At 58.7% G+C, this 13,565-nt stretch carries 7 protein-coding genes; 5 read left to right on the top strand and 2 right to left on the bottom strand.

Annotation, left to right across the window (positions count from 1 at the left end; translation table 11 throughout):
* Window positions 1-158: 158 nt before the first annotated feature.
* The 4 genes from N2605_RS27745 (at window position 159) to N2605_RS27730 (ending at window position 6,063) form a co-directional block, all read left to right on the top strand.
* The gene (locus N2605_RS27745; protein ID WP_260343971.1) at window positions 159-1,040 is read left to right on the top strand and encodes a pantoate--beta-alanine ligase; all 882 of its coding nucleotides are present in this window, start codon (window positions 159-161) and stop codon (window positions 1,038-1,040) included.
* A 334-nt stretch (window positions 1,041-1,374) separates the two neighbouring features.
* A complete protein-coding gene (locus N2605_RS27740) occupies window positions 1,375-2,616 on the top strand; it encodes a cytochrome P450 (RefSeq protein WP_425248823.1) in 1,242 nt (413 codons plus the stop codon).
* A 269-nt stretch (window positions 2,617-2,885) separates the two neighbouring features.
* Window positions 2,886-3,239 (top strand): hypothetical protein, encoded by a 354-nt coding sequence (locus N2605_RS27735; RefSeq protein ID WP_260343966.1) that lies wholly within the window; start codon window positions 2,886-2,888, stop codon window positions 3,237-3,239.
* A gap of 577 nt (window positions 3,240-3,816) precedes the next feature.
* Complete coding sequence (locus N2605_RS27730; RefSeq protein ID WP_260347509.1) at window positions 3,817-6,063, top strand: hypothetical protein; 2,247 nt, start codon at window positions 3,817-3,819, stop codon at window positions 6,061-6,063.
* A 415-nt stretch (window positions 6,064-6,478) separates the two neighbouring features.
* Here N2605_RS27730 and N2605_RS27725 read toward each other — a convergent pair whose 3' ends face one another.
* Together N2605_RS27725 and N2605_RS27720 are read right to left on the bottom strand one after the other, a co-directional pair.
* On the bottom strand, window positions 6,479-8,485 hold the full coding sequence (locus N2605_RS27725) for an NEL-type E3 ubiquitin ligase domain-containing protein (protein WP_260343964.1): 2,007 nt from the start codon (window positions 8,483-8,485) through the stop codon (window positions 6,479-6,481).
* Window positions 8,486-10,047: 1,562 nt separating this feature from the next.
* Window positions 10,048-11,394, bottom strand: coding sequence for an MFS transporter (locus N2605_RS27720; RefSeq protein ID WP_260343962.1), 1,347 nt, complete (start codon window positions 11,392-11,394; stop codon window positions 10,048-10,050).
* 1,457 nt (window positions 11,395-12,851) lie between these two features.
* Here N2605_RS27720 and N2605_RS27715 point away from each other — a divergent pair.
* Window positions 12,852-13,427 carry a hypothetical protein gene (locus N2605_RS27715; protein ID WP_260343961.1) on the top strand — a complete coding sequence of 192 codons (576 nt, stop codon included), beginning with the start codon at window positions 12,852-12,854 and terminating at the stop codon, window positions 13,425-13,427.
* Window positions 13,428-13,565: the final 138 nt, after the last annotated feature.

Genomic DNA, 13,565 nt, shown 5'->3' with positions numbered 1-13,565 from the left:
CAGGACAGGTCTGGGCGGTCGGCCGAGCTGTGAGCGAGCGCTAAAGCGCTCTGGGGCTCGTTGGCATTCCCGGCGGATACGAGAGGCAGGGCAGACCTTGTGCGCGATCCGACCGATCAGATCGCTCTTTTGGCGTTCAAAGAGACGGGAGTAAGAAAATGCATCTAGCATGTCTTTCCGCAGGTAAAGCGTTCATCCGGGAGGTGGCGAGAACAGGGCAGACTATCGGGACGGTACATACTCTCGGCGCCCTGCATCTCGGGCATGCAGAACTGATCAGAAGGGCGGCATCGGAGAATGACGTCGCGATTGTTACAGTCTACCCGAACAAGATCCAGCTTAGACCGGGTGGAGGCTACGATTTCGATTTAAACGAGGATATTGGACTTGCATTGCGTTCGGGAGCAACCGCCGTGATTTCCTCCAACGACATCGAAATGTTCCCGCTTGGCTATCGAACCTTTGTATCGCAAGGCGAGTGTGCTTTGCGTTTAGGGGGGCCTGATGCGTATTTAACGGAAGCCGTTACCGGAGCAGTCCGCTGGATCTGTTATGCAAGGCCAACTCGCAGCTACTTCGGGCTGAAAGATATCGGTCAGGCGATCTTGGTGAAGCGCGCTGTCGCAGACCTCCTTCTGGATTGCGAGATAAGGTTTGTGCCGACCGTGAGATACAAGAACGGAGTGCCCATTTCGTCGCGCCTGAGGCGTTTTAGCCGTTCCGAGCTTGATGAGCTGTCGTGTCTTTTTACAGCACTCAACCATTCGAGGAAAGAGATCGCCCAAGCGGTATCTAGCGTCAAGGATCTGGTAGCGTCGGCTACATCTCAGGTCAAGTTCCGACACTTTAAGCTCGATTGTGTTCGAATCGTCAGTGCTGACAACTTCGAAGACCTGGAGCAAGTCAAGTTCCCTTTCATTATTTTTGCAGCGGCAACGGCTCATGGTCTCAAGATCTTCGATAGTATCTACGTTCCAGATCAGGATACTCTCGTGAGGGGTCCGTCGGATATCTGGGTCGATCTGCCGGAACAGTTCTAGCCAGACGACTATTCGTCCATGACCTTGAGAAGGGTATCCGCTCCGGCGGTACCTGAAAGTGCGGGCTACCTTAGGAAGGTGCATTCGGCTTGAAGTTGCCTCCAGCGCATCGCCATCTCTCACCAGCGCGCTGGTAGCTCTCATTGATCTCTGAATAGATCGACTTGGGAAGTCAATGCGATCCTGACTGCCCGAGATGGTAGGGCTGCGGCCGCTGCACTGTGAAGTAGTCTGGTCTAGCGGCCCGTCGCAGCCAAGCGCCGCGGCAGCTCGAAGCGATCAATCGCGCCTCCAGAGCGTCAGACTCTCGAGAGCAGAATCTGCAGGGATGATCATGACAAGGCGATCGGAAGATTATAGGCGTGAGGATCCGTGTGCTATCCCTCTGAACAAGCTGGATGTAAGTGAGGGCAAGCGCTTTCAGGACGGCAGCATATGGGCTTGCTTCGAGCGGCTGCGAAAGGAAGATCCCGTTCACTACTGTCAAGACAGCGCTCATGGTCCATATTGGTCCGTAACGAAATACCGCGATATCGTAACGGTCGACACAAACCACAAAGCGTTTTCGTCAGAGCAAGGTGTCACTATTGTCGATGTGCCTGGCGAGCACTGGACCCCGAGTTTCATCAAGATGGGGCCTCCCAAGCACGCCGAGCAGCGCAATACCGTGAGCCCGATCGTCGGACCGGAAAGCTTGACGAAGCTCGAAAGCTTGATCCGGTCTCGGGTCAGGGCAATTCTCGCGGGCTTGCCGCGCAATGAGGCCTTCAACTGGGTGGACATGGTGTCCATAGAGTTGACGACGCAAATGCTCGCCACGCTGTTCGACTTCCCATTTGAGGATCGGCGACTGCTGACCTATTGGTCGGACGTCGCCGTTACAGCTCCGAAAGCAGGCCATGCAATCGACGGCTGGGACAAGCGAAGCACGATCTTGTCCGAGTGCCTGGACTATTTCACCCGGCTTTGGAACGAACGCATCAAAGCCGAGCCGCGCCTCGACTTGATTTCCCTGATGGCGCATTCGCCTGCCACACGCCAGATGGAGCCGAGTGAGTTTCTCGGAAATCTGATTCTGCTGATCGTTGGGGGCAATGACACCACGCGCAACTCAATTACCGGCGGCCTGCTGTTCATGAATCAGTACCCCTCCGAACTGCGAAAGCTAGTTGACAATCCCAAGCTGGTCGAGAGCGCCGTGTCCGAGATTATTCGGTACCAGACGCCAATTGCACATATGCGCCGTACCGCCGCCATCGACAGCATCGTAGGCGGAAAACAGATCCGGAAAGGCGACAAGGTCGTCATGTGGTACATCTCCGGTAACAGGGACGAAGAGATCATTGAGAACGCCAACAATTTCGTGATCGATCGCAAACATGTGAGGCAGCATCTCTCGTTTGGATTCGGCATCCATCGCTGTCTTGGTCGACATCTTGCGGAGCTGCAGTTGAGAGTCCTCTGGGAAGAAATGTTGTCCGCGGAATTGTGGTTCGAGGTTGTCGGCGAACCCGAGCGGATTGCATCGAACTTCGTGCACGGCTATTCTGCTCTCCCCGTGCGGATTGCAGCCTAGCCTCAAATTGATGCTCACGCAGACGGCAGGCGGCGGATCGGGCTTGTCCGAAATCTGCAAGCAACGCAGTTGGGGTGATCGCAGCGCAACAATGCTGCATGTCGGAAGCTAGTTACCGGCCCAGCAGACGCTTGGAAGGACCTGCGAGAAGCAATAGGTGAGGCGCGCGTCTCGAGCCGCAAGCGCTTGGCCTGCCGAAAACTGGCCCTCAACGGCTATTCCGATGCAGCTCTCCGGCGCGCCTTCAATAGCCGAAACCATAGAGGCCAATGACCTTGATGTTGAAGATTGTAGCCGTGGCAGCGATTTTCCTTGGAGAAGCTCTTTCGATACTCGCCGAGTTGATGGCCTCAAGGCAATTCGGAAAGACGGGTGGCGATCTGGCGATGCTTTGGCCGATGTTTCTCCTGGTGAGCTTGGGTGGCATCCTTCTCATTTTCGGATACGCGCTGGGCTACATGTATCTGAAGAATATCTGGATCATTGTCGCGATATCGGTGGGGGCCATCCTGGTCGTGGAACCGATGCTCACCGTTCTGCTCTTTAGAGACGTCCCGACAGTCGGTTCGCTGATTGGGCTGCTTCTCGGCACCTTTGGTGCGCTCGCTGCCTTATTTTTGTGAAGGTGATCTCACCGGCCCCGAATGGGCACCGCACCTTTGTGAAATGCAGCGTGAGGATCTGCGGAAGGTCGATTCAGCCGGTTCGAACGAGGAAAAATATCGATGCTGATCGACCTTCAGAATCTCGTCGTCATCTGTGTAGGGCCGCTGGATGTTTAGCTCTTATGTCAAAGTCCTTTTGCCTTTAGCAGGACGCGTGCGTAGGTCTGCCTATCGATATAAGCTGCCCATTTCTGGTTGACCTTCATTCGCCGATTTGGCCGGGAGTGTTCTCCCGCCTACCTACTATCGTTTGGGGACGGCTCGACTCGGTCGGCGTGGACGGAGCCCCCGGCAGAGCGGCAAGACTTCTACCGAATCTCGCCGAGACCAGGGCCCTCAGCCGCGGTCACGTCACGGCCGCTACACCGACGCAGTTACCCGCGTCGCTCTCTTCAGCAGCGCTCCGATGGAAATGGAACTCCAGGTGACATCGGCTTTCTTGTGCATCCGCAAGAACGCTTTTGGTCAGCTAGTCGTCAGGCACGCGGTTTATCCAGACGGGCTGCACATTCGCGACTTTTATCGGAGACGAAGCATGACGGGGATTGGCCGAGCTGGCACATCGGAGGGGTGGGCCGCAGGAGGCGACAGCACCGGGGACGTAAGCCGTTCGAGCCTGGAGCCCAGGCCTTTACCGGGAGGACGCAATCAATCCTTCGATGCCGTGATGGAGCGGATGCGCTCTGGGCCTCAAGACAGAATCGCGGCGCTTGGCAAGCCAACGTCGGATGGGGCGCCGCCAACGCGGGACGAGATCAAGGCAGCAAGGCAAAAAATGGGTAGCCTGCTTGAGGAGCTTGAAACCAGCCGCCGAGCGGCCACGCACCCCCAGAACTTGCAAGAGGCGCAAGAGCTGATCGATCAGGTCGTTAAAGCAGGCTCAACTGTTCTGGAGTACTACGCGGATCTGCCTGCCAACTTGGCGCGTCGCATTCTGCCCGACGATCGGGCTCGCCGGCTCCGCGATGACACGGTGGACGCGGCCGATGAATGTAACGCAGTGGCCACCCAGATTGTCTACGAGCTGGAGAAGAAAAGAAAGGAAGCATTAGGCTGGCTCGAGAGGATCAAAAGCACCGGTACGCCCGCCCAGGTGAGCGGCGCCTTCAAGAGCGTGGCGAACCACTATGCAGCCTGCATGGATTGGTGGGGAAAGAAGGTGTTGCGCTTCGAGCGGACACAGTCTGTCTGTGCGGCTACTGCCAGCTTGCCAAGCAGCACGCCCGAGATGCGCAAGGCCGAAGAGGCCGCACTAAGACTGCATACCGGCTGGGCTCTCAATACGAAGTGCATGCATCTGCAAGCGCGGATCGCTCTCGCGGAGCTCTTGATTGACTCGCGAGCGAGCACGCTCGACCCAGACGTGCGCGATGCGCTCATGGACGAGAGCGGGCGGGTGCGTCTGCTCGGGACCTTCATCGGGGATGTTTTTCCGGCATTCGTCTCCACGTCCGACTCCGTTCTGAACCGCAATGGAGCAGTGCTCGACGCGGAGCATCGCTCCGTTCTGGAAGGAGTCATGGAGCGGCTTTCGGAATTTGCATCCGGGCTGAGCGCCATCGTTACCAGCCTGAGGCAGGTCGGAACGGGAGCTGAAGTTCCCCTGCAGTTGCTGGACGAGATCGTGGAAGGGGCGTGGGTGACCGCAAACGAGGTCATGCGGCTGCTGGCATTGCAGCCAACTAGGCCAGCCACGATTGAACCGCCGGCTTGGGCTGAGCTGCCGGAAAATACTGCCGGGGTGAGCCAGGGCAATTCAGGTCGCAGAAAAGGAAAAGGAAAAGCAAAAGGAAGGCGCGCAGCAGCTGCAGGCGAGGGGAGTTCAACGGCCAGCTCATTCGAGCCGCAAGTCGCGAGGCCCGATACCGCTACGGCTCCGACGCGCAAGGTTATCGTGCGCTCAGAGCTCGGTACCAAGAAGCTCGCCACCACGGAGGAAGCACGCGCCTCATCCGCTACAACCGAGCACCTCCAGATGTGGCAGGCGCCGCCGTCCAAGGAAGCCCTGGCAGGATTATTTGAGCGATTGGATAAGCTGCTGCAGTTCGATCTGCCGGCGCAGCAGAGCGCGGTCTCGCAGGCGCGCCAGATGAAGCCCGAGGACGCCGAACACATCTTGGATCGGGTTATTGCGCGCTTGCAGACGCAGGCCGACGAAATTGATGTCTGTGTAACCGCGCTGCAGGAGCCTCGCCGACGTGGCCTGCTCACGCCTTCGCAAGTTCCCGAAGTGCACGACAAAATAGTCCGGCTCAAAGGGATGTTGTCCGAGCTGCAGGGACAGGCAAGATCATTGAAAGCGCAGAAGGCCGCGATCACGAGCGATTGCATGAAGACCTACCCGTTTCCATCGCAAAAGTACCTCGAACAGTTGCGCGCGGCGGGGGAACTGGAGTCAGTGGATCCGCCGCGCGCCTTGAAGGGAGAGCCAGGGAAGCTATTCGAGATCAAGCTGCAGCCCAACGCGCTGCGCACCGGCGCGCTGCCAAGGCCGATGTGGGTGCACATCCATACCGAGCGGCCGGTTCATGCCTGGCAATTGGCAACGCTTAGCGATCGCGAATTGGCCGCCTGCCACGTGAAGTCCGACGAACAGCGCGGATACAATCAGCATTGGCAGAACGCGCGAGCCGCCGAGGGTCACGAGAATGTCGTGATCCACCGCGGCAAGCTCACTCCTGCGTTCTGTAGGTCCTTGTTGAGCACCGCCGCTGGCCGGCCGTGGCAGCCGCTTCCCGATCCGCAGCACGTTTCAGCGCAGCTGGCTCGACTGGGGATCTAGTGAGCTGGTTGCCTTGCGGCGGTGAGCATCCCGACCGTTTTGACGAATCAGACCGGGCGGTGCACAACAACGCTGCCTGTTTGCTACTCTTGCAAAAGGCGACGACGGCCCCAGCATCACGCCTCCTTGGCCCCCAAAGGTGCTGGGGCTCGTCGTTCTTCCTTGAGCGTCTCGAGCCGAGGGACGTCAGAGATGCTTTGCTTCAATCGCAATGGCGCGCCGAGCCGCCCCGACAATCACAATACATGGGCGTATGGTCAGTCATATTGCTGCTTGTTCAGTCGCCGTCACGAGCGACCGACGGCGGCATCGCCCGAAGAGCAGCCTCGACCGGCCGATCAGCTTGGCGGAGGCTGTCCATTGAGTCAGGGCCCGAGCTCACGACAGCAACCCAGACATAGGTCTGACCGTCGTTTTACAGCTCGATGCCATGCGCCCAAAGCACCCGGTGCATCACCGCGCCTTTGATCTCGCGGGCGATCTCGCTAACGACTTGAGGTCCTAATGTTCGCTCGGCATCGGCATCGCCCGTTAGGTCTGCTTCGGCGAGCCGTTGGTTCAGCCGAGTGTGAAACTCGTCGCCCATCGCCTCGACCAGGCGCTCCTCCATTGCTGCATGATCTTCGGGGGCGATGCGCCTCAGCACTGTTTCCCAAGGCTGCCAACGCGTTGCTAGATAGTCCGCAAAGCCTATCGCTTCCTGCTCCCGCACCGTTGCGATCGCTCTCTCAAGGTCGTCGCCGTTGACGTGAGAGACCGTTAAAAAGCGCATGTCGGGAGCGACGTGTCGCAGCTCCAGCGGGTCGCGCAACTGCGTCTGGTAGGCGAGATAGACCTCGATCACGTCGACCGGTATGGTGGGACTAAGCGCATTGACCGTTTGGCGCGCTATCCCGTCCAGCGCCTCCAAGCGGAACATGACGCGGGCATGCTGGAGCAACTGGGCGAGCCGATCGTCGTACAGGCCGTCCTCGATGTCAGCGTTCAGCCGTGCGGTCTGCATCCCGTTCCACGTCAAAGTGACCCGATCCTCACACCTCGCGCACGCATCGGAGGTCAGCTGGAAAAACAACTCGCGCAGTCGAGGCCTCGCCGCGGCCTGCCGCAGATCCTCGCCCACGGCCTGTCGAAACTCGTCATTGCGGTAATTCACCGTGCCGGCAAGCCGGTCGAGGAAACGAGCATAATCTTGCGCACCGGGCTCGTCGGCGAAGCCTTGCCACATTGCCAATGTGATTGGGTCCTGTCCCAGCCAATCTTCGACAACCTCGTGCAGCGGCCGGGGCGCAGCTTCCGTCGGCTCTGCGTTCAGCGAGAAAAGAATTCGCGGGCCGGCATAGTCCGCAGCAGTCGTTGCTCTCAATAAATTACTCTGCACCCGCTCTTGCAGCGGATTATCCGTCAGATCGACCGCCGCATCGCTGCCTAGTTGCAGCAAGCTCTCCGGTACGTCCGTCAGCCTATTATTGCTAACATCAAGTGCTTCGAGGCCAGCCGGCAGTTCCGGCAGCCGGCCCAGCCGATTGTTGCGGGTCGATAGCAATTCGATCCGCAGCGGGAGAGGCTCGGGCAGTTCAGTCAGCTGATTGTCGTCGAGATCGAGGCCCTCAATATCGGCTGGAAGGGCGGGTAGGCTGGTCAGCTGGTTGCTTAGGGCGGTGAGCTCTCGGAGCGATGCCGGAAGGGCGGGCAGACTGGCCAGTTGATTGCCACCGACGTCCAGGGTCTGCAGTCCGGCTGGAAGATCAGGCAAGCTGGTCAGCTGGTTGTTTGCAGCGTCGAGCTCCTCAAGCGTTGCCGGAAGAGGGGGCAGATCGGTCAATTGGTTAAAGTCAACGTTGAGGCTACGCAGCCCGGCTGGAAGCTCGGGCAGGCTGGTCAGGTGGTTGCCGTGAACGGTCAGTTCCCGAAGGGTTGTCGGCAGGGCAGGCAGACTGGTCAGTGAGTTGTCACCGATGATCAGTAAACGAAGCCTGGATGGCAGGTCTGCTGGCAGGCTGGTCAGTTGGTTCTCCGCTGCATTGAGCGCACGGAGCCGGGCCGGAAGTACTGACAAGCTTGCTAACTGATTGTCTCTCAAGCCCAAGGCCTCAAGCTCGAGCGGGAGTGTGGCGAGCAATGCAGTCAGGGAGAGGGAGGACAGATCCAGCGCCTCATTCCCATCCTCCAGCCAAGCTCTCATTCGGTCGACAGCGGTTTGGCGATTCTCGTTTTCGCCCTGCCCCTCTTCCGCCGCCCACGCCTCCAGAACGTGGTCCTGCGACCAGGCCGAGCTCGCAGCGGACGGCCGCGCGTCCGTCACAGCCTCGTCCCAATGCGCCGCTAGGGGAGAGCCGGGTTCTGAGGCTTCGGATTGCGACGTTTCGGAGTCGGAAATCGCGAAAATACCATCACCGTCAAGCTGCGCCCGAGCTCTATCCATTGTTGCCGCCTCTCCCATGACAAAATGAAGCAAATGCGCTGGAGCGCCGCTTCCGCAAAGCCGATCTCTCACCATGGCGACGATCCATCGAGAAGACGAGGCGGGCGATCATGGAGCGCGGCTCAAGTTGGAAGGGCCGAACACGCTCGCTGGTCCGCGCACCAATGACGGCTTCCAGACATCCGCACGATTCCGATTCTCGAACGGCTCGGTCTGTTGAGGGAATCAGGTTCATTCTCCTCTTGTAGATTGAGCTAATCAGGTCGAGCCTCTCGTCTGAAACAAGATGTTCCATGCTAGGATGCTGAGCTGTCGATAAGCTGACTATTGCCATCGCTTGAGAAAATCGGAGCCCTTGCAGCTTTGCTGGCGGCCTATTGTCAATGCCTGAGCTGAGTTCAGCCGAGATGCCGTCATCTCACTGTCGCGTTTTAACTCGCAGGCTGGCTAATCTGACAGGACCGGGAAGGGCGAAATCCAACAGCCATATCCGACGGTGGCAAGCTCTGGCCACGAATGCGATCACGCTAGGCTGCTAGCATGCCGCCGCGGTCGGCGACGCCCAAGCCTTGTGACCTGCGGCGCAGCCGAACAAAAGGCTGCGTAAGCGATCTTCGCTCCCCGCCCACGCGGGTGATGAACAATCGTGCGTCCAAGTGAGACGCCAGTGCGTTCGGGGCAGCGCATATCGGGATCATGAAAACCGGCTATGATCTCGCTCGGACTGCAAGTCAAATGCAAAAAGAGGCTGCTCTCGAGCGCTCCGAGACATGCATCGACCACTTCGAGGCGCGTCGAGCGTTCGATCACGAAGCAGATTGTGCAGGTTCCGAGCGGGTTAAGATTGCGCCATACGGTGATGTCCGAGCTTATCCATTCCGTAGATAGATCTGATCAAGAAAATCAATTTTACCGCTTACAGCGTCGTCATATAGACCCTCGAGGACGGTGGGGGCTAACCTAGGGAAGCGATTTCTCGAATGAAAAAGTCTGTGTTAGTGACGGCGAGCGCCCTCGCGCTTGCAACGGCGTCGATGCCTCCTTTTGTTGCAAAAGTTGCCGCGCAACCGGTTGGCGGCAGGGTGGACGTAGCCGATACAACATATCCTCAGTGCGCGGACGACCCGTTGGAAGGAATCTGCGACTTGTTCTTTTGTTTGACCGATCCCTCGTGCGTGCGACACTGAGGACGGAAAACAAGTCAAGCAGAGAACGAGGATTGAGCCTCGTGCGGCCGCTTGCTAGCGACAGCGGCCGCGTCCTCATGGCGTACGGTTAAACTGGCAGATGGTGCAAGCGCCGCCGTCTTCTCTTAAGATGATCAAAGTGATTGGTCTTTCAGCCCAATCGGTGGCTACTGCCCAATGGGCAACCGTCGCATCGGCGAACGTGGGGTAAACGGGAAAAGTCGTTTTAGACTGCGACGCTGTGTTCTGATGCGAGCCCCAGCTCGATCTAGAACTGGTCGAATTTCTATTGCTTTTCCATGCCACGCCCATAGCGCCCTTCGGTTCGGTGGTTCGCATTTCGGACGTCATGGATGTCCATTGCTCCCGCTATGCCTAGGGTAGCCGTCGTGGCGTGACGAAGGTTCGTTTATGGTTAGGCGTAAAATTGAGTGGCGCCGTCTCCGGCATCATGAGCATGGCAAAGAGCCCGGCCGCGCTAGCGAAAAGCATGTACCAGGCGGGCACGAGTGCGCTCCCGGTAAGGTGGATTAGCCAGGTGACGATCGGTTGAGCTGTACCTCCGAAAATCGCAATCGCAAAAGCATAAATCGTGGCGAAGGCGCCACCACGAATGTTCCTGGGCAAACCTTCGGCCATGCTCACGTAGAAAGCGCTATACGGTATCGTTCCGATCAGGGTGAGGGCGCTGAGACCTCCTAGAAGTGCGAAGGCACTACGGCTCTCTGCAATCCACAAGAATACCGGATAGGTCATCAGCAATACAGTGACCTGCGGCCATATCATGATGCGACGGCGGCCTGCGCGGTCGGCGAGCAGGCCGCCCAGCAGTGCTGCAGCGATTCCGACCGCATTGCTGATGAGCGTGGTACCAAAGGCGAGCGGCGCGGAAACGTGGAGGGTGTTCATCGCGTAAGTGGTCATATATCCCGTAACATAAGTCGTGATCGTGCAGCTGGCCAAGATGACAAATCCCAAGCTCATGATGCGGCGATCGGCACGCGATTGCTCTCCAGGCGGGGTGACCGGAACGGGCGCCTCGGGCCGGTGCAGCGTTTCGGGAAGTGCGCTCCGCAACCAAAGTCCAGACGGCAACGTAGCGGCACCCAGCAACAGCGCGATCCGCCATCCGTACGCATTGAGCGCTTCGCTTGTCATGGTGAGCGAGAGTATTTCTCCAACCAACGCTCCGGCCGTCGCAGCTATCTGTTGGCTCGCGGGCTGAAAGGAGACAGCAAGACCGCGGGCGTCAGCGGGGGCCGCTTCCATCAAGTAGGCGGTCGTCGGACCCACTTCACCTCCGAGAGCAAAGCCTTGCAGCAAGCGTGCGAAGACGACCAGTAACGGAGCGGCAAGTCCTATTGTCTCGTACGATGGCGTGATAGCTAACAATAGGACCGCGGCGCTCATCATGCTGAAGCTGGCGGTCATCGCGGGCCGGCGGCCGGCCCGATCCGAATACGAGCCAAGTACGATGGCCCCGATCGGTCTGGTCACAAAACCTGCGCCGAAGGTTGCGAGTGACAGCATGAGGCTAGCGAACGCGTTGGTTGCCGGGAAGAACGCCTGGCCGATCTGGATCGCAAAGAAGCTATAGGTCCCGAAGTCGTAGAATTCGAGAATATTGCCGATGGTTGCGCCCAACACGGCGCGGCTCGTCAAGCGTTCCTCTGTGGGACCGAGGACCGGCTCCAGCCTCTCCCGAGTAGATTGCCTCGACATCCTCGACCTAGTCTGGGCGCGCCCTGACCTCAAATTTTCGCCAGGCAGGTCGCACTGTTGCATTGCACTGCCCGCCCTCGTCCGTCCGGCCATTGCGAAGGTCAACATCTAGGCAAAGCGCGCCACGACGAAGCTCACCGTAACGTCTGCAATAAAAATGCCTGCCTCTCCGCCACCATTTAGCCCTTGATCTGATCGCTGGACTGGCCGGCAAAGACAAATATGCGAACCTGCTGCATTCGTCAGTTCGCTGCAGAATGCGCTGCTATGGCGAGTTTGCGACAAAATCGGCGGGCGCCGAACACGATCGACGACGACACGGCGATTTCAGCGGTCCCCTGGTTGCTTCCACACCTTGAGGATCAAGTGGGGCACGCCTTCAGCGCCAGGCGCTCGCCGCCACTCAGGGCGCCTGCGGAGGTTTCTCGCGCGCGTGCACGATCACTAGTGATCGGTGCTCCACCTTACGTTGGGGCCGGTCGCCAGCGAGCGGGCGAACCGGCTGCTCCCGGGCCGCTCGCGTCTGCGACCATCGAGACCCAGGTCGTCGGTCTCGCCAACGGACCGTTGGAAAGAGTTTTCACTCGTGTCCTGAATCAAGCAAATCGTCGTAATTCGTGCACGCAGTGTCGAGGTCGCCGCTGAAATGTCCGCTTCCTCAAAGCGCGCCCTGACACGAGCGCCATCTGCATCGCGCTGAGCATCAATAGCAGCCGGGACAAAGTTGGCCGTTCGTATTGCCTCACCTGAGGATGTAACGTTCCGCTCGACCGATGTAGCTCCGGCTTAGTCCGAGGTTGCATCATGGTGCGCCAGGATCGGTAGGCACTGGGGACGCCGCAGAGTGCCCATTACACGCAGTGGCAGCCGCGGTCCCGGAATCACCGGCACCGCCGCACCTTTAGCCGTACGCAGGATGATCGGCTCGGCTGCTTTGCGTCTGAGCGATATCGTTTTTCACCAGGGTGCACAGTTCGCTCCGCGGTTGCCGGCCTCTCACGTAGGTCGCGCTCTCGTCTGTTCTCGCGCTGGCACGGCTATGGTTAGCGGCCCGAGCATAGGCTCAAAGTGCAAGCCAGGACGACTGGTCGCGAGCAGAGATCGAAATGTAGATGTTCAGTGCAAGACTGGGTCTCGCCGCGATCCCATCGCCTGGACCTCCTAACCAGCTTTACCGCCAGGTAGATGCGATGCACGACGCAGACCTGCCGCCGACTGGGAGGTCAGGCGGAGTGAGACTTGGCTCGGGGATGATCGCAATCCGACCTGGCAGATGCGGCCGGGATTTGTCTCCCTTCTTCGACCTTTGTCAGCTTCTCGAAAGCCAGCCTCTTTAACACTCGAAATTGGCCTCTCGATGACGAAGCCGCTCATGTCTGTTGGTGACAAGCTTCAGCTCACTCCCTGTCGGGAGATCTTCAAGAGGCCTTTGTTCTCATAACAGAAAGGGAAGCTCTATGGATCCGAACCCGATCGATAATACCCCTTCACTAGAATCACCAACGACGCACACCTGGACACAGGAAGATCATGATTTGTTCAGTCAGTTCTTGAATGAAGCTGGACCATCATCATCTGCCGCACCTGAGGAAGCGGTAGATGTCTCGTTCGCCGCTCCCCAGAGATTTTCACACGGTTCGCAAATCGCACCTGACTTCATGGTCGAGAGGCTGTTCCACCACGGTCTCTTACCGGACTCGGACCAGCCGACGGTGACCTATGAAATCCGAGGTCACCGCTACACGGCCGGTTTGGATGGGTCCAATCGCGTTCTTCTTTTTCATAACCCCCCGGAGGACCAAGTGGTTGGGGCCGGCCGGGAGGGGCTACCGGAATTCGGGGCTTTCTGGACGGAGCACCGGCGCTTCGGGACGCCGTTACCACAGCAATGGGCCACACCTGCCCTGATCGACAAGCTGCGCGAAGAAGGTTTCATGCCGACCGAAAACAACCCGACAACAATACAGCTTAACGGACGGGCCTACAAAGCCGAATTAGCCGAAGGAGGGTTCGTTAAGCTTACGCGGGTATAACGCGCAACCCGACGATGGAGCGATCGCTCCGGACTGGAGCCCTGCAGTCACTTCGGTTGTCCTTACCTGGATAGACAATTCACCGCTTAGCAGTGGATTGCTCGCGCCGCCAGTGGGTACGCATCATCGGACCCACTG

This window comes from Bradyrhizobium yuanmingense (genome assembly GCF_025200905.1).
Classification (GTDB): Bacteria; Pseudomonadota; Alphaproteobacteria; order Rhizobiales; family Xanthobacteraceae; genus Bradyrhizobium; species Bradyrhizobium yuanmingense.
This window is presented reverse-complemented; position numbering and strand designations above follow the sequence as displayed.